Consider the following 25917-nt stretch of genomic DNA (forward strand, 5'->3'; position numbering starts at 1 on the left):
GGAGAGAGCATTGCCTCAAGATCCCAGAATAATGATGCCTGACGGACTTTGGATGGAGATTTATACATCGTTGAATTGCAAGATTTTACTATACATAGGTACAAAACTTTGTAGAAATATGCAAGTTTGGAAACGATTATTTTATTGATAACCAGATGATTAAACACTTTTCAAGGGGAGACTATTTACTAACTTCGTGGACGGTAAAGCGCTAACTTTTATATGACGAGTATCATTCAAAAAAGCTCCGAACATTTTTTTATGTTCGGAGCTTGTACATTTTATATTTTGATTAAATTTATATACCGAGTTTTTTTCTGATGTCCTTAGGCACGGCATTTTTGTTAATCATAAAGTCCATGGTGTTGGCCACAATAAAGTTTTTGGTCATATACCAAATACCTTTGTAATCGCCAGTCTCACCCCATGAGTTTTTCACCATGTAGTATTCCTTGCCGTTTTGGTCCTTTGCAATGCCAAAGATAAGCATGCCGTGATCATCGGTAAGTTCCCAACTGTCGTAGCGCTCTTGACGACTTTTCTGTGTCGGTGTAATTTCTGGTACGTTTACGCCCAGTGAATCGACGATATTCTTTTTCTTAGTCTTGCTGAGTTTAAGCCATCTGGCCATGTCGCTGCCTTCCATGCTTTCTATCTTTTTAGTGTCATACATGTAGGCCAATCCCTGTCTTGTAAAGCCATCCTCGCTGACATCTCCACCCCAGGCTACGGTGTAACCGTTCATGATAGCGTTGTCAATGATTTTGCTCAGTTCTTCTATAGGAACATTCCAAGAGAGTGGGTTACGCCAGTTGTCTTGCACTTCCACCGCGAAAGCTGTCCAGAAAGGATGATGTGTGTATGAGGTGAATGTGGTGTAATTGTCCCAGTTGAGACCTAAACTCTGTGCGAAGCTCTTCGGTGTATATGTTTTGCCTTGGTATGTGAAAGTCTCAGGGCATTTACCCAGATAGGCATCGAGAATACCTTGCAATCCCACTTTCCACTGTCCAGAAATCTTTTTGGCTGTTGATTTAGCTACAGATTGCACGTATGGAGACATTACAGAGAAGAATTCGTTAAAGTTGTTCAGCGAATCGCCATATAGACTGCCAGGGAAAGGCATGGCGTTTTCTGGACAAATTCCATAGTTCTTGAGTGTATAATACGCATCGTATGAACTGCCACCTTGTGCGAACTGGCAGTCGCCATGCAGTCTTACTACCTGTATAGCACGGTCCATATATGTTTTGTTAGCTACGAAGCTTTCGCAAAGGTCGTATGTTTTGCCAGTGGCTTTCAGTATTTCAGCTTCAAAATAGCTCAACGTAGAGTAAGCCCAGCAGGTGCCCGAACGGTTTTGGTCCTTAATACTTGTAATCGGATTTTGTTTCACCACAGTGAAAACGGGCTTGTTCAAATTTTTTGTCGCCTTCTTTTCTTGTGCGTTAGCTCCAATCGCAAAAACTGCGAGAAAAGCCATAAAAAATAGTTTTTTCATTATTTTTTTAGATTTATAAAATTAGTATCTGTGTGATTGGCACAGGGTTAACGAGCGATAAAAGCTTCTACATCTTTGGGGTGATAGGGTATTCTGTCTTTGCCGATGAAACGACAGCCATTTTTTGTGATGAGCAAGTCATCTTCCAAACGTATCCCTCCAAAGTCTTTGTAGGTCTCGAGCTTGTCGAAATTGATAAACTCCTTGCAGTGTCCACTTGCCTTCCAGTTATCAATGAGCGCTGGGATAAAATATATGCCCGGTTCGTCCGTCACAACAAAACCCTCTTGCAAGCGTCTGCCCATACGCAGACAGTTGGTTCCAAACTGTTCCAAGTTGGGCCTAACTTCCTCGTCGAAGCCCACGTTTATTTGGTCAAAGCTCTCCATGTCGTGTACATCCATACCCATCATGTGTCCCAAACCATGCACCATGAACATAGCATGTGCGCCTGCCGCCACAGCGTCGTCGGTGTCTCCACGCATCAAGCCCAGCTCTTTCAGTCGTTCTGTCATCAATCGGCATACACCGAAGTGCACGTCCCACCATTTCACGCCAGGTTTAGCCACGGTCAGCACATAGTCGTGGCATTCCTCGACAATGGAGTATATTTCCAATTGTCTTTGATCATAGCGACCGCTTACAGGTGTTGTACGCGTGTTGTCAGAGCAGTAGTTGTTAATGGTTTCAGCTCCAGCGTCGCATAGCATGAGTTTTCCGGCTTGTAATTTGGCCATCGACGGCGCTCCGTGTTGTATCTCACCGTGCTGTGAAAGGATGGTGGGGAAACTCACCATGGCACCCATGCCATTGGCTATACCATCAAGTGTTCCAGCAATTTCCTTTTCTGTAATGCCGGGCCGGCACATCTTCATGGCCGTTGTGTGCATTTTGTAGCCAATTAGTGCGGCACGTTCCAATTCTTCTATTTCTTCTTCTGTCTTGGTGGAGCGCATTTTCACCACAGCTTGAATCAGCGTCATAGACGCTTGAGCCTTCTGCTTGTCAGGATGTATGCCCAGCAGATCAGAAATCATAATTTTGATATCTGCCCGGTAAGGTGGCAAGAAATGTATGGTGCGTTTGTCGCGTTTGGCCTCTTTGCATATTTTTGCCAATTCTTTCATTGGTGCGCTGTTGGATACGCCCACTTGCTCGGCCATGTCGTGCACACTATCCACAGCGCCATACCATACGATATCGTCTATGGAAATGTCATCACCAATAAGGGTTTCTTTGTTGTTGTCAACGTCGATAACACCTACAAGTCCATCTATGTTCTGTCCAAAATAATACAGGAAAGAAGAGTCTTGACGGAAAGGGTGATAACCATTATTGGGGAAATTAGCAGGGGCATTATTATTGCCAAAAAGAACAACAATACCACTTTTAACGAGTTTTTTTAATTCTGCGCGACGGCTAACATAGGTTTCTTTGCTAAACATATTTAGGTTATTTTAAAATCTATCTATTGCAAAGATACGAAATCTTCATTAAAATTTACTATATTTGCATATAAAATTAATAGTTTTTATGCGTTTGGGCAAGAATACGGGCTTGGTGCTTGAAGGTGGTGGAATGCGTGGTGTTTTTACCACTGGCGTGCTTGATGCTTTTATGAAGCATGATGTTTATTTTCAGTATGTCGTTGCCGTTTCTGCAGGAGCATGCAATGCCATGAGCTATATCTCACGCCAGCCGCGGCGTGCGCGTATCTCGAATATTGATTATTTGGCAAAATATGATTATATAGGCATTAGGCATTTGGTGACACAAGGCTGTATGTTCGACCAGAAATTGCTTTATGATCGTTTCCCCAATGAGTTGCTCCCCTTCGATTATGACACATTTTTTCGCTTTTCCAAGGGTTTCGAGGCTGTTGCCACCAACTGCCGTACTGGTCGTCCGGCATATCTCACGGAGACATCCAATGTCCAGCGTGCTCTCGACATGGTGCGTGCCTCAAGCAGTTTGCCATTTGTCAGCAAGATAGTAGAAATAGATGGGCAGCCCCTGCTTGATGGTGGCATTGTCGATTCCATACCTGTGATGCGAGCCTTTGATACGGGGCATTCTACCAACATTGTTGTTTGCACGCGCAATTATGGTTACCGCAAGAAAGTGAGAGATCGTAAAATACCAAGTTTCATTTACAAGAATTATCCTCGTCTAAGGGTCGCCCTCAGTCATAGAATCGAAGCCTACAATGAGCAACTTCAGCTCGTCGAGGATCTTGAGAGACAAGGTTCCATTATTTGTATTCGTCCACAACGATGTATGGATGTGGGCCGGATGGAGAAAAATATTAACAAGTTGGAGGCTCTTTACGAAGAGGGGTTCGCGCTTGGGGAAAAATTTTGCGAGACTTATGCGTGATCTCATTCGCTCACGGTCTTGTTGATGTTGATTGCTTGGGCGTGTTTTTTCTGTGGTCGTAGGCCTCAGGTTATTGTGCCAAAATATCAGTCGGATATTTGTTCTTAACCATATTCAAAGCTATATTTTCTTAATTTTTTTGCGCTTACTTTTTTAGGATTTATACTCCACGTCTTAGACGTTGCCTCTTCATTTCAGCAAATCAGGTCTCAATTGCTTGGTTCGTTCCATGGCTTGTTCCATTTCCCACTGTTTTATTTTCGCCTCGTTGCCACTCAACAGCACTTCGGGCACTTTCCAACCTTTGTATTCCGCTGGCCGCGAATAGATGGGCGCAGCCAGCAAATCGTCTTGAAAACAATCTGACAGGGCGCTCTGTTCGTCGCCGATTACGCCGGGAACCACCCTTACCACAGCGTCGGCGATGGCTGCCGCGGCTAATTCGCCGCCTGTGAGTACGAAGTCGCCCACGCTTATCTCGCGTGTGATGAGATGGTCGCGCACACGTTGGTCAATACCTTTATAATGGCCACAAAGCAACACGATGTTTTTTTGCAAGCTCATTTCGTTCGCCATGTGCTGGTTAAACTTCTCGCCATCGGGTGTCACATAGATTACATCGTCATAGTCGCGCTCGGCTTTCAAGGCCGACAGGCAGCGATCTATCGGCTCAATTTGCATTACCATCCCCGCAAACCCGCCGTAGGGATAGTCGTCCACCCTGCGCCATTTGTCATGTGTATAGTCGCGTAGATTATGCAAATGGATTTCTGCCAAGCCTTTTTTCTGTGCGCGAGCCAATATCGACTCGTTGACAAAACCCTCTATCATTTCTGGTAATACGGTGATGATGTCTATTCTCATGTTAAAGTGCTATATATAAAAAGAGGTGTAACCTTGTATGTTAAGCGAGCGCATATTTGTAACCATCATTCTTCTTGGCTTATCTGACGATGAGCCTTGCGTGAGTCTTTGTTTGCTCGGCGCAAAATTAATGTATTTTTCTCATTCGTGCAATATCATTTCTGTCAATCCACAAATCGGCGTATAAAATCTTCCTCGGATATGATGGGAATATTTAGCTGCTTCGCTTTTTGATTTTTGCCGCTTGTTGATAGCACGTCATTGTTAATCAAAAACGAGGTCGATTTGCTTACAGAGCCAGTCACCTTGCCGCCTTGACCTTCTATGTAAGTTTTTAGCTCATTGCGGTTTTTGTAGTGTTTCACGTCGCCTGTCACCACGAATGTCTGTCCATCGCAGCGCTTGCCCATTGGCGTTGTTGCCGTCTCTTCAATGGTTAGCTTGGGTAAGAGGCGTTCAACCATGCCTTTGTTTTCAGGTTCTTTGAACCAATTGACAAACGATGCCGCCTTTTCCGGTCCAATCCCGGGTATGGTTTCAAGAATGGTTTCGGGTTGGACCGAAAACAATTCTCCGTTGTTTTTATGCCCAGTTGCTATCTCTATGAGCTCTTGTAAGGAGTAAGCCGCGAGCAAACGCTTGCATACGTCTTGTCCTATCATTGGTATGGATAGAGCGAATAACAGTCGGCGCGCGTCAACTTTACGTGCTTGTTCTACGGAATTGACAATATTGGCAGCCGACTTTTGGCCGAAACCTTCCAACTGAGCTATCGCTTCTGCATGGTCAGGTAAACTGTATATATCAGCGTACTCCGTAATCCAGCCCAGATTAATAAAGCGAGACAATGTCTGCTCTGATATTCCGTCTACGTTCACGCCTTCCTTGGAGACAAAGCGATCGAATTTTTTAAGTTGTTTGGCGGGGCATTTATCGTTGGTACAATGCAGTGTTTGGGTGCCACTGTTAGGGCTAACCCTCACCTCGGTGAGCGATTGGCATACTGGACAATGGCATGGTATGTCCAGTTCACCTATTTTCTTGTTCACTTTGATTACCTTAGGAATAATCTTGTTTGCCTTGATAACTTCTAAGGATGTGCCTTGGCTTCCAATGCCCAATCGTTCACATTCGCTTATATTGCAGAGCGAAGCTCGTTTCACGATAGTGCCTTCAAGTTCTACAGGCGTGAATATGGCGACGGGCGAAATGGTTGATGCCGCGCAACTCCATTCAATGTCTTCCAACGTGGTGGTGGCGCTTTCGTCTTGCCATTTGAAAGCGTAGCCGGCCCGTGTGGCATGATGGCCGGTAACCGAACCGGTCGCAGCGTATTCGGTGTCGTCATATACGATGACAAGACCGTCCACGGGGTATGGATTTTTGCGACCGGTAACGCGCAACGTCCACTGGTCTATCACTTTTTGCATTTCCGTGATTGTGGGGTGGCTTACCAATTCGTGCTCCACGCAGTTCATTCCATTGTCTTTCAGAAACTGCATGCGTTGTCCCCACGATGTCAATTTTTGCTCGCAATAAACCAGAGTGAAAGGTATCCATTTGATGTGTCGCTCCGCCACCTCGGCAACGTCTTTGAGCGTGAGAGAGCCAGACGCCAGGTTGCGTGGGTTGGCAAATCCGCCATCGTTTTCCATGTTGAATCGTTCAAAGTCTTCATACGAGATGATGGCTTCGCCACGTATCACCACGTGCCCTTTGTCTTTGATTTTTGGTGGTATGCCATTGATGGCCCTGCCAAGATGTGTAATATTAGTCCCGACATGGCCATTGCCTCGTGTCACAATCTTAGATAGTTTGCCACCATCATACGTCACTACCAAGGTAAGGCCATCTAATTTCCATGATATCCAGATGGGCTTGCCCTCTGCCCATTTAACCAAATCGGCAGTTTCTTTTGTCTTGGCCAATGACAAAGTGGCAAATTCATGCTCTTCTTTTTGACCAGTTATATTGTCTTCCGAAACTTTTGCGGTGGGTGTTTCGGGTAGTTTTTGTCCTGTCTCCTGTTCCAACCGTTTCAGTTCGTCAAACTTCGCGTCCCATTCGAAGTCGGTCATCAGTTCGCCTTTGCCATTGTAATAAGCTTCTGACGCAGTGTTAAGCTCGTCGACCAACTGTCTCATTCTCTGAAGTTTGTCCATTGTGGTTTGGTTGTTCATGTTCTTTGTGTATGATAGCATGACTAAATGTATGTCGCGGATTGTGCTCACAAAGATAACAATAAATATTTTATTTGTTTCCAATAACCTTCACTTTGTGCTTTGTTCCTACGCTTACAAACGGCAAGCCCTAATAAGGATGGGCAGTTGTCCTTATTAGGGCCTGAGCCGTGGATAGTCTTTGACACATGGCTTGGGTCATTAGCTCATGTTCAACATGTTTTTCACTTGCGATACTCTACACCTTTGAGGAATATACGGCGTATGATTGGTGTGGTGTAAGCATAGGGAATGAAGTCGATGGATGGAATAGGGTCTGTAATATAGAAGTTGGCTACTTTCCCTTTGGTTATCGAACCGTAGTCTTCACTTAACCCCATGGCGCACGCACTGTTAAGTGTTGCCGCATTGATTGCTTCGGCCGGCATAAGCCGCATTTTAATACAGGCAAGTGAAACAGCAAACTTCATATCGCCTGACGGGGTGGAACCGGGGTTGTAATCAGAGGCAATGGCCATTGGCAACCCGGCCTGAATCATCTTTCTGGCTGGCGCAAACGGCATGTTCAGGAAGAATGATGTGCCTGGCAGGGCAGTGGGTATGGTGTTTGTGTTTTTGAGCAACTCGATATCGTGGTCGTCCATTGCTTCAAGGTGGTCTACCGAAAGAGCGTCACATTCCACGGCAACATCCACTCCACCCGATACCGCAAGTTCTTCAGCATGAATTTTTCCACGCAGCCCGTATTTTGCTCCTGCTTTAAGAATGCGTCGTGTCTCGTCAGGCGTGAAAAATCCTTCGTCGCAGAACACGTCGATGAAGTCAGCGAGATTTTCTTTTGCTACCGCTGGTAGCATGTCATTGATGACATGGTCTACATATTCTTTTTGTCTGCCAGCAAACGCTCGACCCACCGCATGCGCACCGAGAAAATTGGCCACTACTTTTACCGGGGATGTTTCTTTGATACGCCGAATGACACGCAGCATTTTCAGTTCGTCCTCGAGATTGAGCCCATAGCCGCTTTTTATCTCTATGGCTCCTGTACCTTTGCGGATAACTTCGTCCACGCGTTTCATGGCTTGCGTGTATAGTTCGTCCTCGGACAGCTCATGAAGGCGGTCGGCCGAGTTGAGAATACCACCGCCACGCTTGGCTATTTCAGCATAGCTTAGGCCACGAATTTTATCCACAAATTCGCCTTCTCGACTTCCGGCGTAGACAATATGGGTGTGCGAATCGCAAAAAGACGGTAGCACCGCTCCGCCCTCGGCATCCACGACGGTTGTGTCACTGTCTATTTGCGGCATGTCGCTGCGTTTCCCATACGATGCAATGCGTCCGTCTTCCACATATAGGTAAGCGTGCTCAATGGTGTCAATACGGGCCATTTCGTCTCCTTTCAGACAGCGCTTGCCATCATGTCCGATACCCGCGAGAATGTCTATATTTGTTACTAATAATTTCATAATCTTTTGTTTAATGAAAAAGCCTTATCCACTTCTCTTTCCCCAAAAGGGATAAAGCGAAGCGGATGAGGCCTAATGGTTAGAAAAAAGATTCTTATTTTCTCAGGAACTCCACGGATTTGGCAATGTGTGGAGCCATAAATTGATCGTTTTCAACAAATGGCACCGCTTTGCGATATTCTTCGAAGATAGCTTCGATTACAGGCGATGATTTGAGCGGACGACGGAACTCCAGTGCTTGTGCGGCATTGAAAAGCTCAATGGCAAGCACACGTTCTGTGTTTAATACCACTTGATAGAGCTTGGTTGCTGCGTTGGCACCCATGCTGACGTGGTCTTCTTGGCCCTGTGACGATGGTATGCTGTCGGCAGAAGCCGGTGTGCAATACATTTTGCTTTGGCTTACGATGGAGGCTGCTGTGTATTGTGGAATCATGAAACCGCTATTTAATCCCGGTTTGGCAACCAAGAAACTTGGAAGGTCGCGTGTGCCCGACACGAGCTTATAAATACGACGTTCAGATATGTTACTGAGTTCGCAGAGTGCTATTGCAAGGAAATCCATCGGTTGGGCAATAGGCTCGCCATGAAAGTTACCTGCCGAAATAATCAAGTCTTCGTCTGGGCAGACGGTTGGATTGTCGGTCGCTGCGTTCACCTCGATGTCGATCACAGATTTCACATAACGAATAGTGTCTTTGGAAGCGCCATGAACTTGCGGTATGCAGCGGAAAGAATAGGGGTCTTGTACGTTTACTTTGGGCTGCTTGATAAGTTCGCTGCCTTCGAGCAACTCACGAATGTGGGCTGCCGTTTCAATTTGTCCTTGGTGTGGGCGAACAGCGTTTACAGCGTGTAAGAAAGGCTCAATGCGCCCGTCGTAAGCCTCAAGTGACATTGCGCTAATCTTGTCAGCCCAATCGCTTAGGCGCTCCGACTGAAGCAGGGACCATACCGCAAAAGCACCCATGTTCTGTGTACCATTGAGCAAGGCTAAACCTTCTTTCGAAACAAGTTGTATGGGTTGCCAACCCATTTTACGTAGCATTTCTTCTCCCGAAATGATTTCCCCTTTATATTCTACTTTACCCATACCTATCAATGGTAGGCATAGGTGTGCCAATGGAACCAAATCGCCAGAGGCTCCAAGTGAGCCCTGCATGTAAACCACGGGGTATATATCGTTGTTGAAGAAATCTATCAAGCGCTCCACTGTAGCAATCTGGCAGCCTGAATAACCATAGCTGAGGGATTGCACTTTGAGAAGGAGCATTATTTTCACTATTTCATTGGGGACTCTATCGCCCACACCACATGCGTGCGACATCATTAGGTTCTTCTGTAGGTCCGCTAATCGCTGCTTGTCAATAGATATTTTGTACAGCGATCCGAAACCTGTTGTCACACCATAGACGGGTTTGTCGGATGTCTCGATTTTCTTGTCCAGATACTCGCGGCATCGGATAATTCTTTGACGTGCATCGTCGGATAGTTCGAGTTTGATGCCTTTCGTAATGATTTCACCAATTCTTTCTATTGAAAGATGGTCTGCACTTATTTTGTGTGTCATTTTTTTATTGTTTGGTTGTTGTAATATTAAGGATAAGAAAGCGACTACTTGGCTGTCTCTTACTTTTCACGCAATCATTGGGAGAGTCTCCGCTTGAGTTGCTCGCATGCTTGCGGCAGAACGGTCGGCGCTCTTTGAGAGGTCGCTTTCTTATCCATAGGTTTTTGTTTTTAAAATGCTTTATTTATCACTTCGTCATCGACAAGGTTAGGAAGCGTAACTTTCAAATTGGGAGTACGCTCCATTTCTCGCTTGATGGCAGCTATGGAGCCTTCGTTGCGAGCCCAGCTGCGGCGCGTAATGCCATTGTTAACATCCCAAAGGAGCATCTCGCGAATGTGGCGTTCCGAATCTTTGCCACCGTCAATGACCATGCCAAAGCCTCCGTTCATCACTTCGCCCCAGCCAACACCGCCTCCATTGTGGATGGAAACCCATGTCGCGCCACGGAAAGCGTCGCCGATTACGTTCTGTACGGCCATATCGGCGCAGAACTGTGAACCGTCGTAAATGTTAGAGGTCTCGCGGAAAGGAGAGTCGGTGCCCGATACATCATGATGGTCTCTGCCAAGAACGACAGGCCTGCTGATTTCGCCACGTTTGATAGCTTCGTTGAAAGCCAAGGCTATTTTCGTCCTTCCCTCACAGTCGGCATAAAGGATACGTGCTTGCGAGCCAACGACAAGACGGTTTTTCCCAGCCTCTTTAATCCAGTGAATGTTGTCGTCTAACTGGCCGATAATATCGGGAGTGGCGGTTTCCCTGATTTCTTCCAACACCTTTGTGGCAATTCTATCCGTTACCTCCAAGTCTTTGGGGTCACCCGATGAACAAACCCAGCGGAATGGCCCGAAGCCGTAGTCAAAGAACATCGGTCCCATGATGTCTTGAACATAAGAGGGGTAGCGGAACTTGTTGTTTGCTCCCATGATGTCAGCGCCTGCACGACTCGACTCCAAAAGGAAAGCGTTTCCATAGTCGAAGAAGTACATACCTTTGGCCGTGAGCTTGTTGATGGCTGCCACCTGACGGCGCAACGATTCTTTCACTTTCTCCTTGAATATCTCAGGCTCTTCTGCCATCATGCGCTTGCTCTCCTCAAAAGAGATGCCCACGGGGTAGTAACCGCCTGCCCACGGATTGTGGAGGGAAGTCTGATCAGAGCCAAGATCCACTCGAACATCTTCTTCTGCCAAACGCTCCCAAAGGTCCACCACATTGCCAACGTATGCCAACGAGACAACTCGACGCTCTTCAACGGCTTTGCGAATGGCGGGTATCAACTCATCCAAATTATCGTGAAGCTCGTCCACCCAGCCTTGGTCGTAGCGTTTGCGAGCTGCCAACGGATTAATTTCTGCCGTGACGCTCACCACGCCTGCAATATTGCCTGCTTTGGGTTGGGCACCCGACATACCACCTAAACCAGATGTAACAAACAGCTTCATGTTGTCGCCGCCTACCTTGCGGGCTGCGTTCAGCACGGTGATGGTCGTTCCATGAACGATACCTTGCGGGCCAATGTACATATAAGATCCGGCGGTCATCTGCCCATATTGGCTCACGCCGAGTGCATTGTCGCGCTCCCAGTCGTCTTGTTTGGAGTAATTGGGTATGACCATACCATTGGTAACCACCACGCGCGGAGCGTTTTTGTGCGACGGAAAAAGCCCGAGCGGATGGCCCGAATACATCACGAGCGTCTGCTCGTCGGTCATTTCGCTCAGATATTTCATCACAAGTCTATATTGTGCCCAGTTTTGAAACACTGCGCCATTACCGCCATAGGTGATCAATTCGTGCGGATGTTGTGCCACGGCCTTGTCCAAATTATTTTGTATCATCATCATGATTGCCGCGGCTTGCACTGACTTGTGTGGATATTCGTCTATTGGACGGGCGTACATCTCATAGGATGGGCGGAACCGATACATGTATATGCGACCGTAGGTTTGCAGTTCTTTAACAAATTCAGGTGCCAATGTGGCGTGAAATTTCTTTGGAAAATAGCGCAAAGCATTGCGCAAAGCGAGCTTCTTCTCCTCTGCTGTCAAGATGTCTTTACGCTTTGGAGCATGATTGATCTCTTTGTCGTAAGGTTGTGGTTCAGGCAGCGTGTCGGGAATACCGGCACGAATGTCTTCGATAAATTGTTCTTTTGTCATAGTTTATAGATTTTTAGCTGATTATAATTTTTCCTCTACTATTTTCATAATTTCAGCCTCAAGTTCGTTGGCTTTCTTTATCAATTCGTTCGCTTCGCCAACCAATTTGTCGGCCGTTGCGCGGTCTTTCAATCCCGAGGCGTTGATTTTCACGTTAAGCCCTGCGCCCAATACCGCTGCTCGTGCGGCAAGCACGCCTACTCCTGCGTCCGAAACACTGTTTGGATTGCCCTCTTCTGCCATAGCCTTGCATATCTCGAACACTTTGTAAGAAGCGTTCATGGTGTGCAAGGGCACTTCCGTGGCGAACAACGTGGCGGCTTGAATGGCAGCGGTGCGAGCGGCTTTTTCCTCATCCGTTTTTTTCGGTAGGCCAAACGCTTCCATAATACGGTTGAAAGCTTCGGTGTCTTCATCTACGAGCGTCATCAGCTCTGCTTGTACTGCCTGACCCTTGTCGGCCCATTTGCTGAACTCTTCCCAGCGTGCGTCCCAACCAGCCTTGTGGCTTGAAAGGTTGGCAACCATGGTGCCGAGAGCGGCGCCAAGGGCACCCATATAAGCAGAGATGGTACCACCACCGGGGGCTGGAGATTCGCGCGATGTTTCATTGGCAAATTCGTCTACGGTAAGGTCTATTAGGCGGGCCGTCTTCTGAGCGTCTTCCAAAAGAAACTCGATGACTTTCTCACGAGGATTAAATTCTTTTAAGTCGTCCAAGCCCATAGACTTGATGGCAATCTTGATGATGTCGCTTTCGGGTATTCCTGTAGAGCGTTCTTGCTTTTTCAAGAAATATTTACCAGCTTCTATCAGCGTGCGTTTAGGTATCAATCCCACGATTTCCGTACCTGTCACGCGAATGCCGCGGTTTTGTGCGCAGCGACAAACCTCGTCGAAAGCAATGTGCAATGGGGTCTTGTTGATATCGGTGATATTCATGGATACCTGCGCGATGCCATATTCGTCTATATACCATCCGATGGCTTTGGTCCCCTTCAGTGTTCCCGGTATCATGATTGTTTTGCCGTTAGCGTCCTTCATGGGTTTGCCTACGGGTGATCCGCCCTCACGCTGTGGGCGTCCTTTCTCGCGCACGTCGAATGCGATGGCGTTGGCGCGACGTGTTGAAGTGGTGTTGAGATTAAAGTTGGTTGCTATCAGGAAGTCGCGGGCTCCTACAGCCGTACAGCCAGTGCGTGCCAGTGCTTCGTCCCATGGTCTTGCTCCAAAGTCGGGAGCTTCTTTCTCTACGGTCATTCTCTCTTGCAATCCCTCATATTCGCCTTTACGGCAGATAGCGAGGTTTTTGCGCTCCGGCGTCCTTGCCGCAGCCTCGTAGCAATAGCAGGGTACGTTCAGTTCGGTGGCGATGCGCTGCGCCAATTTGCGTGCCAGCTCGGCACATTCCTCAAGCGTAATGCCTGCGACTGGGATGAGTGGGCATACGTCGGTTGCACCCATACGAGGGTGAGCGCCGTGTTGTTGGCGCATGTCAATGAGCTGTGCGGCTTTTTTCACGCATTGGAAAGCAGCCTCCACAACCACGTCAGGCGAGCCAACGAAAGTAATCACAGTGCGGTTGGTGGCTTCTCCGGGGTCTACGTCCAAGAGCATTACACCTTTTACGCGCTCAATCTCGTCTGTTACTTGCTTGATAATTCCTTTGTTGCGACCCTCGCTAATATTAGGGACGCACTCAACAATTTGCTTTTCTTGTACCATGATAGTTTAAGATTAAATTTAGGTTTATTTTTTTCTTGGTGTAAAATTAAGCATAAGCCAGCAGATAGCAAAATATTTATTATTATTTGTTCATAAATAATTTAAATATGTATTTTTTTCTTTGGTTTAGCCGTATAATTTATATTATTAGATTGTCGGAAATGCAATCCATGATCAAGAGTGTTCTATTTTAAAAAAGCAAATAAACGCATGCCAGACAATGAATATAAAATCGTTTTTTCAATTTATTTAGCTTGTCAATTAAAAACAATTTTGAAATTATCTGACAAATGCTCTCGTAAGCGTGGCTTATTTAAAAATGAAAACTCTGTGGCTCAAAATTCGGCAAAAATAAGCATGTAATGATAAAATCCTGATAATCATTAATCTACAGACATAAAGATGCGGATTGCGCAAAAAAACATTATTTTTCTTTTGCGATTAGGTTTTAATCGCGATGCCATTAAGCCTTAATGACATGACCAATACGACTTAATCGCATCGTGATTAGGTCTGAAACGCAATGTCATTAACTATTAATCGAGACGACACAAAGCATAGAGCGTCGTTTCTCTAAAGTTTTTAAGCAAAGAAATCATTTTTCAAGCGCTATTTCGAAGATTTTCGTATACCCTTTTTTTATGATTAAATTTTGATTTTGACATGCGTTTAGGGATGCAATAAAAGTTTCCGTGCAATATCTCCAAGGAGTTTGTCTAAATTTTCTCAATATTTCAATTGGTAATGCGTTGAGCTATCAAATATCTTGAATCGAGAAATGAATTTCCAGCTAATCTTTCTGAAATAGCTGAAAAATATGTAAGTTTGCAAAAGAATGCAACTCGTCCTTGTCTCATAAGGAATAATTAACCGTTACAATAATGCAAGTCATCGTATCAAAAGAAATAGACCAAGTGTGTCCTAAATTTGTGGGTGCATGTGTGCAGGCAAAGGTCAAGAACAGCAAGTATTGTCAGGCGTTGTGGGATGAAATCAATGCTTGGGGTGATAAATATCGTGCAACACTCACGACAGAATCGCTCAAAGAGTTGTCTGGAATCAAGGCCACTCGAAAAGTTTATCGTGCATGTGGCAAAGATCCTTCACGTTATCGGCCGGCAGCCGAGGCATTGATTCGCAGAATGTTACAGAACAAGCCTTTATATCAGCGAGACACTTTGGTAGACCTTGTCAATTTGGCCAGTATTGCTTATGGTTATAGCATCGGTGGCTTTGACGCGGACAAATTTGTGGGCGACACCTTGACGCTGGGCATTGGGCGTGCCGATGAGCCTTATGAGGGTATTGGCAGAGGCATGCTTAACATTGATGGACTGCCGGTTTACAGAGACGAGCAGGGTGGGGTAGGCACGCCTACCTCTGACCATGAACGTACCAAAATGTCTATAGACACCACTCATTTGGTGGTGCTCATAAATGGTTATGATGGCAATGAGGATGCTGTTAAGGCCAATGCTGAATATATCATTGGCTTGGTGAAAAAATATTGTGACGGGCACGAGGCTACCTACACCTTATATAGATAGCGCATAGCCATACCCAAATAGAAAATCAGTTGGGATAAAAGAATGTAAATAGAAAACGTTGGCAGGTTATAACTTGCGTATCAACTCCACTATTTTCTTGTCGGCATCAGCCCAATTGAGCGTTGGCAATTCGTTGGCGGTGAGCCATTTCGCATCCAAATGCTCCAACATGGTAAACTCGCCATCGCCCGGTTTGCAGAGATATGCGGCTATCTCGACGGAGATGTCTGGATAATCGTGGCTCACAGTTCCTATCCGTCGTCCCACATATATATCCCAATCCATTTCCTCTTTGATTTCGCGAAGTAGCGCTTCGTGATCACACTCATGCTTCTCTATTTTCCCTCCGGGAAATTCCCAACGCTCAGAATTGTACGTTTGGCGTGAGCGGCAACGCTGCATACAGAGAATTTTATCATCCTTTTTGATGACGGCCGCTACTACTTTGATTTTGTCCATTATCTCAATATTTATTTGCGAATATACGAATAATATCTCGTCCATTAGCTATATATTGCTTGTTTTTTCGTAATTTTGCACGAAACGGGTTGCCCTCAATATTCCAAGTATGCTTGGTAGATTTCGGCTTTCCCCTTATTTTCAAAAAAACACTATTCGATATGACATTCAAACAATTATTAGACAAATACGACTATGAGGCCATGGCACCCTATGTAAGGTTAGAGGTTGAAAATAACGACTATGATTTGCGACCATTGGACGTGCAGATGCAAGAGATGGCAGACTATTATGCTGAAATGAAAAAGACCAAGCCAACATTTGGTTACATTGAGACTCCGATTGAGGTGAAACGTGTTGGTGACAAATTGATTGTCAGCAATATGCACCTTGGTGCCATGAGCGACCTGCTGAGCCATCGCGTGGATGTGAGCGATGGCGTGAAAGTGTCAGAGCCTGAGATCTTGGCGCTTTGCGTATTTCAGTTAGTTGCTCATCAGCCCTCTACCGAAAAATATCGTGAGGACGATGATTTTTGCACGCCGGGTAGTTTTAATTGTAGCAACCGTTGATATATATCAGTCTTTTTTTTCAAATATGAGATTGGGCCAGGTGGTCGTCAATACAATCTCTTAATATCGTTTTAGCATTATGATTATTGGTATAGACGTAGGTATTAGCACCACAAAAATAGTGGGAATTAATGAAAAAGGCGAAGTTGTCTCGCCCATTCGCATCAAGGCCACAGACCCCGTGACATCGCTATATGGTGCATTTGGCAAGTATCTTTTTGACACCAACACCAAGCTCTCGGATGTGGAGCAGGTTATGATAACTGGCGTAGGAGCCGCATATATTGACTCACCTATCTATGGTCTGCCCACCAACAAGGCACAAGAGTTTTTGGCCGACGGTCTCGGTGCGCGTTATGAGACCGATCTTGACCGCATGCTCGTGGTCTCTATGGGCACGGGCACGAGCATTGTACAATGTGATGGCGATGACATACATCATATTGGTGGCATTGGATTAGGAGGTGGAACCCTCATGGGGCTAAGTCGAGTCATGCTCAAAACGGATGATATTAAGCAAATCGTAAAATTGGCTATGGAGGGCGATATACAGAATATAGACGTACTTATCGGAGATATCAGCCCCAATCCACTACCCAACTTGCCCAAGACGGCCACGGCATCGCTTTTTGGCAATGCGCGCAGCAATGCCACGCGCGAGGATATAGCGCTTGGCATCATTACCACGGTGTTGCAGACCATAGGCTCAAGCTGCATATTGGCGTCGCTCAACACAGGTATCAAAGAATATGTGTTGATAGGCAATCTCACGTTGTTGCCGCAGTGTAAAGAGGTTTTGCCCTCGATGGAAAAATTGTACAACGTGCATTTTATCATCCCGAAATATTCAGAATTTTGCACAGCTATTGGTGCCGCACTTTGCTTTAAGCGTTGATTTGGACCATGCCAATGACAACAACTGAAACAATGCCGTAGAGGCCACTCTACGGCATTGTTGATTGAGCGGTTTGCTTTTTGTTTGATTAATGACCGTATTGACAAATAAAAAGGTTATCTTTGCATGCACAATTGGTTCCCCGTTTGAGGGATTAAAAAGGGAATCGGGTGTAAGTCCCGAGCAGTCCCGCTGCTGTAATCGGTATTATCCAGCATGAACCACAGTCACTGAGCGTTATCGGGAAGACTCATGTTGTAGACCGTAAGTCAGAAGACCTGCCATTGTGAACACCATTTCTGTTCTCGAGGAAGAATGCGAAAGAATGTATTGTTTATCCTTTGTTTGGCCCTTTGTCCATTTGTGGCTGTGGCTCAGAATGATACCATCTTGATAAAAGAGGTGGAAGTGAGAGGCGTGCATAGGGGAGGCGGCATACAGTCAACCATTCCGCGGCAACAAATAGATCGATCAGCTATGCTCCGTCAAGGCATAACCAATATAGAAGAAGCGCTGAAACACATGGCCGGCATTACCGTGAAAGACTATGGCGGCGCGGGTGGCATGAAGACAGTGTCGGTCAGAGGCATTGGCTCCAAGCATACGGCAGTGGTCTATGACGGTATGGCGCTCACCGATTGTCAAACAGGAGAGATAGACTTAAGTCGTTGCAGCCTTTCCAATATGCAGTGCTTGCGGCTCACCATAGGCGACGGAGACAATATTTTCGTGCCAGCTCGACAGGTCAGCTCTGCCGCTGTTTTGGAAATGGAAACCGATATGGGGGACAATAAACAACAGCCTTCAGCCTTTCGCGCTACGATAACGGGTAGGTCTTGGAATACTGTGGAGCCATCGTTCTTTTATAGACATAGATTGGCTGACGGCTTGTACGTGAACTTACAGGGTGAGTATATTCATACAGACAACAACTATCCTTTCACGCTTCAAAATGTGAAATTGGTGACAAGAGAACGCAGGCAGAACAGCCGTATGGACAGTGGGCACATGGAAACCAATGTGGTGTGGCAGGCGAATGAGCGAAATCGCTTGATGGGCAAACTGTATTATTATGACAATAACAGACAGTTGCCTGGCATAGTGCGACTCTATACGCAGGACAATGACGAGCAACTGCGAGAGCGAAACGCTTTCGGGCAGTTACGATATCAAGGCGCATGGTTTCCTAATTTGTCCATGAGAGCGGCCGCCAAGGTTAATTGGGTGGCAAGTTTGTATCGCGTGGGTATTCCGAGTGGGGGTGTGAAGAGCGAGCGTTATTGGCAAAGAGAATATTATGTCACCACTTCGTGGCTTTATTCGCCGACCACTTGGTTGGGCTTGAATTATTCCATCGACTATGCTTTGAACAACCTGAACAGCACGCTGACCACGCCCACAAGTTGGGTTGATGGCCCTATCAGCGTGCGTCCTTACCGTCACAGTCTCTTGCAGACGCTTGCCGGAAAGGTGGTTTGGGGCAGACTCACGGGCGTGGCGAGGCTTTTGTGGTCCAACTATATGCATGGCGTGGCGCGTGGCTCGGCTCCGGACAATGCCCGAAGATGGTCGCCATCGGTGTCGGTGTCTTACAGGTTGATGGCCGGCAAGCAGCTATACGTACGCTTTTTTTGGAAAAACATCTTTCGTATGCCTACGTTCAACGAGTTGTTTTTCTACCATATAGGAAGCCCCACGCTTCGACCAGAGAATAGCAATCAGTTTAACGTGGGGCTGACTGGGAGCCTTGACGGTATGCAAGCATCGTTTAGGTTTACGGCCGATGGTTACTATGCGCGGGTTAAAGATAAAATTGTAGCGGTGCCATTCAATATGTTTGTTTGGAGCATGATGAATATTTCCAAGGTGAATAGTTATGGCTTGGACTTCACTGCTAATGCCGAATGGCGTGTCAGCAAAAAGCATAGCCTTGAGCTTGCTACCAATTACAGTTTGCAACGAGTGGGGATTGTGACCATCGAGAAATCACCTGTTTCGGGCAACCAGATACCCTACGTGCCCAAACATAGTTTCGCCGCGACCTTGAATTGGCAGAATATGTGGTTGAACGCGTCTGTCACGATAGACGGCATGAGCGCCCGTTGGACCACTAATGAGCACGCGCCGGGAACTCGTATTGCCGGATTTGCCGAGGCGTCTATCGCCGCATACAAGGTGTTGAGGCTGAAATCGTGCAGCGTAACTGTGCGTGGAGGCGTGCAAAACCTGCTTGACAAGCAATACGATATAGTGGCTCATTATCCTATGCCGGGCCGGTCGTGGACGCTCTCGGCGCAGTTTGAGATGTGACAAGAAAGAAGACGTGAATATAAATGGACAATTAACAACTAACAAATAAATTATGAAAATTATGAAGAAGTATTTATCAATGTTTGCGTTTGTGCTGACTGGCACATTGATGTTTGTGTCATGTGATGACGATGGGGATAGCAACGAGCCTACAATATGCCCCGCTGTCATTTCTGATGGCCTCTATGTGGTGAACGAGGGAAGTTTTTACAAAAAAATAAATGGTAGTCTTGACTATTTGGATTACAAAACGTGGAAGGCGACACGCAATGTCTTTCAGTCGGCAAACGGTCGCTCCTTAGGTGGTACGCCTAACAGTGCGGTGATTAACGAAAGGGGCGAGATGTACATTGCCACGACTGATGAGAACCGTGTGGAGATAGTGAATCCAAAAACATCGAAATCCATTGCTGTGGCCAAGATACGGCAACCGCGCGAGCTTGCTATTGACAATGGGTGCGTTTATGTGTCCTCGTACACGGGCAAGGTATACAAAATAGACAGCCAGAGCTACAAAGTGGTGGACAGCTCAAAGGTCGTGGGTGCCAATTTGGAGGGAATTGCCACCACCAATGGATATGTTTACGTTTGCAACTCGCATAATCCAGACTATACGTATAACACCAATGTGGTGAAACTTAACAAACAGCTTGACAAGGTGAAAGATGTCAAGGTTCTCGTAAATCCTACCCAAATTTTGGCCTTGAACAATGAATTGTTCGTGATTAGCATAGGCAATTATAAGGACATTAATCCTACCGTGCAGCAAATTGACATAAAAACCGACCATGTTTCTGTAATTGGCGCAGGCACGATGATGGCCGCAGGCACGGATCGTCTCTATATCATCAATTCGCCTTGGGGCAAGCCAGCGACATACAACGCTTACGACTTGACAAACAAAACCATGTCCAAATGGGTTGATGGAAGTGAGATACTTTATCCCTACGGCGTGGGGGTAGACCCAATAACGGGCGACGTGTTTGTGACCTCACAAAATAAAGATGCCGTTACGGGTAGGGCAAGCTATGTCACTGACGGCTATTTGGCTCGTTACACAAGGGATGGGAACTTCAAAGGCAAGTATCCTTGTGGTGTAAACCCGGGTACGATTGTCTTTTTGAACCATCAAGAATAAAATGGCAATGCAAAGGTCTATGCATGGCTTGCTGGCTGCGTGCTTGCTGCTTTGCAGCCTTGCAGCCTGCCAAAATGGCGACAAGACGGGAGCCGTCGGCAATAATTTGTCGATGGCTTACGCCCAGTTCGTACAACTCTCAGACAGTGATGGTCTGATGCAAGCGACGGTGTTAAATCCTTGGCAACAAGGCAATACACTGCAAGCCATTCGTGTGGGTGAACTGGGAGATGATAAGACTATCCGGCCACTGCGCCGTGTTGTTGTCTTCACGACATCGCATTGCCAACTCTTGGCATATCTTGGATTGACAGACAGAATAGTTGGCGTGTGCGACTTGAAATATATCTTGGTGCCTGATGTGCAGCGAAAAGCTAAAGAAGGAAAGATTGTCGACTGTGGAGACGCCATGAGCCCGAATATCGAAAAAATCATAGAGTCGTGCCCCGATGCTATCTTTATTAGCCCATTCGAGGGCAGTGATGGTTTCGGCAAACTTGAGAAATTGGGTATTCCCATCATTCAAACGGCTGATTATATGGAGACTTCTGCCTTGGGGAGAGCGGAGTGGATGCGCTACTATGGCCGACTGTTTGGCGAGGGAGAGCGTGCCGATTCTCTCTTTCATGTCGTGGACTCCACCTACCAACGACTGAAACGCTATGCTGCCACACTTCCCGCTGGACGCAGTGTGCTCACGGAGCGCAAGACTGGCGCCGTGTGGTACACGCCGGGTGGCGCAAGCAGCGTGGGAACCATCATCAAAGATGCAAATGGTCGCTATGCTTTTGCCAATGACAAACATGGCGGAAGTTTGGCCTTGTCATTCGAACAAATCATTGACAAGGCTGGCGAGAGTGACGTGTGGGCGTTTAAGTATAATGACACGCGCATGATGACACGTTCCGATTTGCTTCGGGAGTTTCAAGGGTACAAGGCGTTGAGGGCTTTCAGAACGGGTGAGATATACGAGTGTAACACCTCTGTGACACCCTATTTTGAGGAGACTCCTTTCCGCCCGGATTATCTTTTGCGCGAGATGATAATATTGCTTCACCCTGAAAATAATTTTGGAGCCTTGCGGTATTATAAACGTTTGGACAATCGATAAAATGGATAGGTGTCGGACAGGGACTTGAACTTGGTGTATGTAGAAAGTATGAGGATGGGTTTGGTTTATATATGGCTTGTCGTTGTCATTATCTTATCATGCGCTATCAGCTTGGTGCATGGCAGTGTGGACATCCCATTGACAAACGTTTATGCGATCTTGTATGGTGATGATGGACAGCGTGAGAGCTGGAAGTATATCGTCTTGGAGAACCGTTTGCCACAAATGTTGACGGCGTTGTTGGCGGGTGGTGCTTTGGCCGTTAGCGGATTGTTGCTCCAAACGGTTTTTCGCAACCCATTGGCGGCACCCGATATATTTGGCATTACCAGTGGGGCGAGCTTGGCCGTGGCTTTGCTCGCCTTGGCTCCCGGCGTGGCAGCTTCACTTGCGCTGAGCAGTTTGTCGTATGTGGCAGCAGCGTTTGTTGGGGCCATAGTTGTCACCGCTACAATCTGGTCTATAGGAAAAATGCTGCGTAACAATGTGATGCTCATTATTATTGGCGTGATGATAGGCTACCTTAGCTACAGTGCGATAACATTGCTCAATTTTTTTGCCACCAAGGAGGGTGTGAAAAACTTTGCCGTTTGGGGCATGGGCAATTTTGGCAACGTGTCTATGGAGCAAATGCCAGTGTTTGCGTCACTTGCCATCTTGGGATCGCTTTCCACACTTTTGCTGGTCAAACCGCTTAATGCGATGCTTCTGGGAGAACGTTATGCGGAAAACTTGGGAGTCAACGTGCAACGTACACGCAATGTACTTATACTTATAACCGGACTGCTTACGGCGGTGGTGACAGCCTTTTGCGGGCCTATAGCTTTCGTGGCGTTGGCTGTTCCGCATATTGCGAGATTACTTTTGCGCACGTCGGACCATCGGCATTTATTGCCCATTACAATCCTTATGGGTAGCGCTGTGGCCCTTTTTTGCAATGTTCTTACAACGCTGCCCGGTGATTTGGGAATTTTGCCGCTCAACGCGGTGACACCCATCATCGGAGCGCCCGTTATAATATATGTCATTATCAAACGTTAAGGAATATGATTACAACAATGAAAGGTGATAGGGGCGAAACCTCCCTGTATGATGGAACGAGAGTGAGCAAGGACGACGCTCGTGTAGAATTGAACGGTGAGATAGACAAATTGATGGCATTGTTGGGACTGTGCAAAGTGCGTTCTGGGAACACGGACCTCTTTGAAAAAGTGCAACGAGATTTGATGACGGTCATGGCCATCGTGGCAAACGGTTATGGCTTGATGGCAGGGGCAGGGCGAAAGTCTAATCCTTTGGATCAGCTTGAAACAGCAATCACTAACATGGAGGATTTTATTAGGGAAGCAACAGAAGGCAAGAGGTTTGAGTTTGTTTTGCCCGGAAAAAATGAAGCCGAAGCCACCATTCACTTGACGCGTACCCAAGCGCGGGCTTGTGAGCGACGTTTGGTCACGCTTGCTCGACTCAATGCTGAGCCAACACAAAATCAATGCTATGAAATCTTGATGCGATACCTGAACCGTTTGTCCGATTACTTGTTTTGTTTGGCTCTTGGATAGTGGCTGCGCATCCGTTATTTGTATGCTATAATTTTGTCCTTATATTTGCTATTTTAGTACCTAAATGTTTGTGTTTTCGCAAAAAGAAATCCTTTTGATTTTGTGAATCGATGGGATTAACTTGTAATGAGACATTTTGTGGTTTAGCACAAAACGAAAATCAACAGAGGAGTCTGGCTAAATCTAATCTTTATTTTCCCAGCGACTATCATCGGTTGTGTCATAAAAATACTCGTCCATATTGATAGTTTCTTTTCCTAATTGGGCTTTAGAACCCACTTCGTTATGTTTTGCCATGGAGCCTGCCATTAATTTTTGATTCTCAAAAAAGGTAGCATGTATAAATGGCTTGATATATCGTTTCATAAGTTTAGTGTTTAGACAGTGTTGCTATCTTTATCTCAATACAATTTTTTTACCATTGCATATCACCACGCCTTTATAGTTTGGGGTTACGCGTTGGCCGGAAAGATTGTATAAAAAAGGTGCTTTGTCAGGTTGAGAGGCATGTATAGATACTATAGCGGTAGCCTCTTTATTGAAGGCATACCCCATCTTTGCGTTGATAGTTTTCGCTATTTTAAAGTAAGCCTTGTGGGCACCGTTAGTGAAAGGTGCGCCATCTTTCTGCATCCAATAAAATCCCACCGAGTTAATGTCGTTGTTGGCATTTGTCGTGAGTGCATAATAAAAACAGTCTGCGGCGTTGATGGATAGATCTGTGATGTTTTCTGTACCCATGAGAATATTGGCTTTCTTGTTGATGCCATCTTTTGTAGATATGGCAAAGTTATATTCAGTGTTGGGCGTAGCTTTCAGCACCACAGCAAAATCTTTGGGAATTACATCTCCTTTCTTGTATACGTCGCCTTCTACCAATTTGTTATTCTGCAACATATATCCACTTGCTCTGACCCCAGCGGGCACTAAAAGCGCGTGGACGCTATCATATAATGTGGCGTAGCCTGTCTCTCCAATGGCAACTTTTACACCGATAGGCAGAGGTTGCATGCTTATTACAGCAAGTTGTAAAGTGCCATTATATAAAATTGGTATAGTAATCAAATCATACACACCATCTTGTTTGATAGGTAGATTTTGATTAAATTGATCTTTTAAGAAAATCGTGGAAGCATCATCAACTACATGTTGTGCACTAACCGTGACACCGCTCAATTTGATATATTTGCAAAGATTGTGTTTTATGATGGCGTCTGTCGCACTCATTTCATTCGGAACGACTTCGTCTTGGGTAACTTTTATACCACCTCTCAAAGTAATGGCCCTTATTTCTTGCATCCCATCATTTAAGTTGTATTCAACCTCTGCGTCTCCATTCAAGACTTGCCCAGTCTTATAACCTTTAAGGTCGGAATTGAATACACAAACAGCACCAGAGGCATCTTGCAGGTAGTGATATGCGCCATTGATATAGGTGAATTGCGCATTTGTGAGTTTCAACAAGCCTACCTTTTTATCTGGTGTCATGTTTTGGTTTAGTTCGGCTATGTTTTGGAATTTTTTCTCAACTTTAATAGTATACGAAGCCTTCGAGCCTGAATGTTGGCTATTACCCGCATAGGTAGCTGTTATTATCGCTGTGCCTGACTGGTCAGAACCAACAACGACTTTGCCATGCTCATCCACGGTAGCTATGTTTTCATTATCAGAACTATATGTCACTGTCGCACCGGATACCACAGGTGTCAAAGATGCTGCGTTGACGAAAGTGTGCTCGCCTGATCCTTGAGCAAAAATATAATTGTTTGTATGATCAAAAGTTAAAGTTGTTGTAGTTTTAGTATTAGCGATGCTGCCATAGGTAACCACAATCTTTGTGGCTCGTACTTGTTGCCTATGTGCTCTCATTTTTATTGACGAGGCATTACCAGTCCATGTACCAATTTTCCCCTCAAAAGAATACTGACCTTGCAAATCGCCTGCAAGTTCCCAACTATCAGGACCGAATTTGGCGTTTATATATGCTGTACAGGTGAACTCTATCTTTGTGATGTTGCCCACTGTTGAGGAAATCGTTGTTATGCTACTTTTATAAAACTTATACAGTTTGTACGTACCATTGACGTATCCATCAGTGGTATTAATAGTAATGCCGTCTTTGGTAATTTCATGTTGACTGTTCCCTTTGTCCGTGGATGATTGGAACACCACTATTCCGGCATATACATCACTAAAAACTGCCAAAAGCAGCATCGTAAACATTAAACGTACAGTTTTAAATATCATTTTTTTTCTGATAAAAAAATAACGTAAGTACAAAGTTAGCGTAATCAATTTAAAACAAAAAAGATAAATGTTTTTTTTTTGAGTAATATATAACATTATATTATAATAGACTTGTAATATCATGATATTTTAACCAACTTACGGTCTTTCGTTTATTGTGCGGTATCCTTCTGGTAGTTCTGTTTGTTTTTGTGGTCAGTTTCTGTTCTCGTGGATATTGCATTGC

General features: G+C 45.7%; 21 protein-coding genes and 1 riboswitch. Of the genes, 10 read left to right on the top strand and 11 right to left on the bottom strand.

Annotated features, from left to right (window positions below; translation table 11 throughout):
* Positions 1-298 precede the first annotated feature (298 nt).
* Together C7379_RS04750 and C7379_RS04755 are read right to left on the bottom strand one after the other, a co-directional pair.
* Positions 299-1501 (bottom strand): C1 family peptidase, encoded by a 1203-nt coding sequence (locus C7379_RS04750; RefSeq protein ID WP_116616233.1) that lies wholly within the window; start codon positions 1499-1501, stop codon positions 299-301.
* A 47-nt stretch (positions 1502-1548) separates the two neighbouring features.
* On the bottom strand, positions 1549-2946 hold the full coding sequence (locus C7379_RS04755; RefSeq protein WP_116616234.1) for an aminopeptidase P family protein: 1398 nt from the start codon (positions 2944-2946) through the stop codon (positions 1549-1551).
* Positions 2947-3034: 88 nt separating this feature from the next.
* Here C7379_RS04755 and C7379_RS04760 point away from each other — a divergent pair, with 88 nt between their 5' ends.
* Positions 3035-3877, top strand: coding sequence for a patatin-like phospholipase family protein (locus C7379_RS04760; protein ID WP_116616235.1), 843 nt, complete (start codon positions 3035-3037; stop codon positions 3875-3877).
* Between the two features lie 189 nt (positions 3878-4066).
* Here C7379_RS04760 and trmD read toward each other — a convergent pair whose 3' ends face one another.
* The 6 genes from trmD to ftcD form a co-directional block, all read right to left on the bottom strand.
* Positions 4067-4741 (bottom strand): tRNA (guanosine(37)-N1)-methyltransferase TrmD, encoded by a 675-nt coding sequence (gene trmD / locus C7379_RS04765; RefSeq protein ID WP_116616236.1) that lies wholly within the window; start codon positions 4739-4741, stop codon positions 4067-4069.
* Between the two features lie 164 nt (positions 4742-4905).
* Positions 4906-6903, bottom strand: coding sequence for an NAD-dependent DNA ligase LigA (gene ligA / locus C7379_RS04770; RefSeq protein ID WP_116616321.1), 1998 nt, complete (start codon positions 6901-6903; stop codon positions 4906-4908).
* A 242-nt stretch (positions 6904-7145) separates the two neighbouring features.
* A complete protein-coding gene (gene hutI, locus C7379_RS04775; RefSeq protein ID WP_116616237.1) occupies positions 7146-8390 on the bottom strand; it encodes an imidazolonepropionase in 1245 nt (414 codons plus the stop codon).
* Between the two features lie 94 nt (positions 8391-8484).
* Positions 8485-9960, bottom strand: a complete 1476-nt coding sequence (gene hutH / locus C7379_RS04780; RefSeq protein ID WP_116616238.1) for a histidine ammonia-lyase — start codon at positions 9958-9960, stop codon at positions 8485-8487.
* Positions 9961-10130: 170 nt separating this feature from the next.
* Positions 10131-12125 (bottom strand): urocanate hydratase, encoded by a 1995-nt coding sequence (locus C7379_RS04785; protein ID WP_116616239.1) that lies wholly within the window; start codon positions 12123-12125, stop codon positions 10131-10133.
* 21 nt (positions 12126-12146) lie between these two features.
* Positions 12147-13850 (bottom strand): glutamate formimidoyltransferase, encoded by a 1704-nt coding sequence (ftcD, locus tag C7379_RS04790; RefSeq protein ID WP_116616240.1) that lies wholly within the window; start codon positions 13848-13850, stop codon positions 12147-12149.
* A gap of 210 nt (positions 13851-14060) precedes the next feature.
* Here ftcD and C7379_RS12830 point away from each other — a divergent pair, with 210 nt between their 5' ends.
* Positions 14061-14213, top strand: coding sequence for a hypothetical protein (locus C7379_RS12830; protein WP_207773393.1), 153 nt, complete (start codon positions 14061-14063; stop codon positions 14211-14213).
* A 518-nt stretch (positions 14214-14731) separates the two neighbouring features.
* Positions 14732-15397, top strand: coding sequence for a B3/B4 domain-containing protein (locus tag C7379_RS04795; protein ID WP_116616241.1), 666 nt, complete (start codon positions 14732-14734; stop codon positions 15395-15397).
* Between the two features lie 66 nt (positions 15398-15463).
* On the opposite strand, the gene C7379_RS04800 is transcribed toward C7379_RS04795, so the two are convergent.
* Entirely contained in the window at positions 15464-15856 is a 393-nt protein-coding gene (locus tag C7379_RS04800) for a (deoxy)nucleoside triphosphate pyrophosphohydrolase (protein WP_116616322.1), read from the bottom strand.
* 161 nt (positions 15857-16017) lie between these two features.
* Between C7379_RS04800 and C7379_RS04805 the strand changes: the two genes are divergently transcribed.
* The 7 genes from C7379_RS04805 (at position 16018) to C7379_RS04835 (ending at position 23444) form a co-directional block, all read left to right on the top strand.
* Entirely contained in the window at positions 16018-16428 is a 411-nt protein-coding gene (locus tag C7379_RS04805; protein WP_116616323.1) for a hypothetical protein, read from the top strand.
* Between the two features lie 79 nt (positions 16429-16507).
* Positions 16508-17323 (top strand): type II pantothenate kinase, encoded by an 816-nt coding sequence (coaW, locus tag C7379_RS04810; protein WP_116616242.1) that lies wholly within the window; start codon positions 16508-16510, stop codon positions 17321-17323.
* 117 nt (positions 17324-17440) lie between these two features.
* Positions 17441-17623: riboswitch (cobalamin riboswitch) on the top strand.
* A gap of 15 nt (positions 17624-17638) precedes the next feature.
* On the top strand, positions 17639-19633 hold the full coding sequence (locus C7379_RS04815) for a TonB-dependent receptor (RefSeq protein ID WP_116616243.1): 1995 nt from the start codon (positions 17639-17641) through the stop codon (positions 19631-19633).
* A 61-nt stretch (positions 19634-19694) separates the two neighbouring features.
* The gene (locus C7379_RS04820; RefSeq protein ID WP_116616324.1) at positions 19695-20771 is read left to right on the top strand and encodes a YncE family protein; all 1077 of its coding nucleotides are present in this window, start codon (positions 19695-19697) and stop codon (positions 20769-20771) included.
* A gap of 1 nt (position 20772) precedes the next feature.
* On the top strand, positions 20773-21882 hold the full coding sequence (locus C7379_RS04825) for an ABC transporter substrate-binding protein (protein ID WP_116616244.1): 1110 nt from the start codon (positions 20773-20775) through the stop codon (positions 21880-21882).
* Between the two features lie 48 nt (positions 21883-21930).
* Positions 21931-22923 carry an iron ABC transporter permease gene (locus tag C7379_RS04830; RefSeq protein ID WP_207773394.1) on the top strand — a complete coding sequence of 331 codons (993 nt, stop codon included), beginning with the start codon at positions 21931-21933 and terminating at the stop codon, positions 22921-22923.
* Between the two features lie 5 nt (positions 22924-22928).
* The gene (locus tag C7379_RS04835; RefSeq protein WP_116616246.1) at positions 22929-23444 is read left to right on the top strand and encodes an ATP:cob(I)alamin adenosyltransferase; all 516 of its coding nucleotides are present in this window, start codon (positions 22929-22931) and stop codon (positions 23442-23444) included.
* 183 nt (positions 23445-23627) lie between these two features.
* Here the strand turns inward: C7379_RS04835 and C7379_RS04840 are convergent, their stop codons facing one another.
* The gene (locus tag C7379_RS04840) at positions 23628-23810 is read right to left on the bottom strand and encodes a hypothetical protein (RefSeq protein ID WP_116616247.1); all 183 of its coding nucleotides are present in this window, start codon (positions 23808-23810) and stop codon (positions 23628-23630) included.
* A 30-nt stretch (positions 23811-23840) separates the two neighbouring features.
* A complete protein-coding gene (locus tag C7379_RS04845; protein ID WP_207773395.1) occupies positions 23841-25814 on the bottom strand; it encodes a hypothetical protein in 1974 nt (657 codons plus the stop codon).
* Between the last annotated feature and the right edge of the window lie 103 nt (positions 25815-25917).

It is taken from the genome of Hallella colorans, assembly GCF_003096815.1.
Taxonomy (GTDB): Bacteria; Bacteroidota; Bacteroidia; order Bacteroidales; family Bacteroidaceae; genus Prevotella; species Prevotella colorans.

What these genes read in the sequence shown, in the direction of transcription:
- C7379_RS04750 (WP_116616233.1), bottom strand. Translation starts at nt 1,501, where the DNA reads ATGAAAAAACTATTTTTTATGGCTTTTCTCGCAGTTTTTGCGATTGGA.
- C7379_RS04755 (WP_116616234.1), bottom strand. Translation starts at nt 2,946, where the DNA reads ATGTTTAGCAAAGAAACCTATGTTAGCCGTCGCGCAGAATTAAAAAAA.
- C7379_RS04760 (WP_116616235.1), top strand. Translation starts at nt 3,035, where the DNA reads ATGCGTTTGGGCAAGAATACGGGCTTGGTGCTTGAAGGTGGTGGAATG.
- trmD (WP_116616236.1), bottom strand. Translation starts at nt 4,741, where the DNA reads ATGAGAATAGACATCATCACCGTATTACCAGAAATGATAGAGGGTTTT.
- ligA (WP_116616321.1), bottom strand. Translation starts at nt 6,903, where the DNA reads ATGGACAAACTTCAGAGAATGAGACAGTTGGTCGACGAGCTTAACACT.
- hutI (WP_116616237.1), bottom strand. Translation starts at nt 8,390, where the DNA reads ATGAAATTATTAGTAACAAATATAGACATTCTCGCGGGTATCGGACAT.
- hutH (WP_116616238.1), bottom strand. Translation starts at nt 9,960, where the DNA reads ATGACACACAAAATAAGTGCAGACCATCTTTCAATAGAAAGAATTGGT.
- C7379_RS04785 (WP_116616239.1), bottom strand. Translation starts at nt 12,125, where the DNA reads ATGACAAAAGAACAATTTATCGAAGACATTCGTGCCGGTATTCCCGAC.
- ftcD (WP_116616240.1), bottom strand. Translation starts at nt 13,850, where the DNA reads ATGGTACAAGAAAAGCAAATTGTTGAGTGCGTCCCTAATATTAGCGAG.
- C7379_RS12830 (WP_207773393.1), top strand. Translation starts at nt 14,061, where the DNA reads ATGCCAGACAATGAATATAAAATCGTTTTTTCAATTTATTTAGCTTGT.
- C7379_RS04795 (WP_116616241.1), top strand. Translation starts at nt 14,732, where the DNA reads ATGCAAGTCATCGTATCAAAAGAAATAGACCAAGTGTGTCCTAAATTT.
- C7379_RS04800 (WP_116616322.1), bottom strand. Translation starts at nt 15,856, where the DNA reads ATGGACAAAATCAAAGTAGTAGCGGCCGTCATCAAAAAGGATGATAAA.
- C7379_RS04805 (WP_116616323.1), top strand. Translation starts at nt 16,018, where the DNA reads ATGACATTCAAACAATTATTAGACAAATACGACTATGAGGCCATGGCA.
- coaW (WP_116616242.1), top strand. Translation starts at nt 16,508, where the DNA reads ATGATTATTGGTATAGACGTAGGTATTAGCACCACAAAAATAGTGGGA.
- C7379_RS04815 (WP_116616243.1), top strand. Translation starts at nt 17,639, where the DNA reads ATGCGAAAGAATGTATTGTTTATCCTTTGTTTGGCCCTTTGTCCATTT.
- C7379_RS04820 (WP_116616324.1), top strand. Translation starts at nt 19,695, where the DNA reads ATGAAGAAGTATTTATCAATGTTTGCGTTTGTGCTGACTGGCACATTG.
- C7379_RS04825 (WP_116616244.1), top strand. Translation starts at nt 20,773, where the DNA reads ATGGCAATGCAAAGGTCTATGCATGGCTTGCTGGCTGCGTGCTTGCTG.
- C7379_RS04830 (WP_207773394.1), top strand. Translation starts at nt 21,931, where the DNA reads ATGAGGATGGGTTTGGTTTATATATGGCTTGTCGTTGTCATTATCTTA.
- C7379_RS04835 (WP_116616246.1), top strand. Translation starts at nt 22,929, where the DNA reads ATGATTACAACAATGAAAGGTGATAGGGGCGAAACCTCCCTGTATGAT.
- C7379_RS04840 (WP_116616247.1), bottom strand. Translation starts at nt 23,810, where the DNA reads ATGAAACGATATATCAAGCCATTTATACATGCTACCTTTTTTGAGAAT.
- C7379_RS04845 (WP_207773395.1), bottom strand. Translation starts at nt 25,814, where the DNA reads ATGATATTACAAGTCTATTATAATATAATGTTATATATTACTCAAAAA.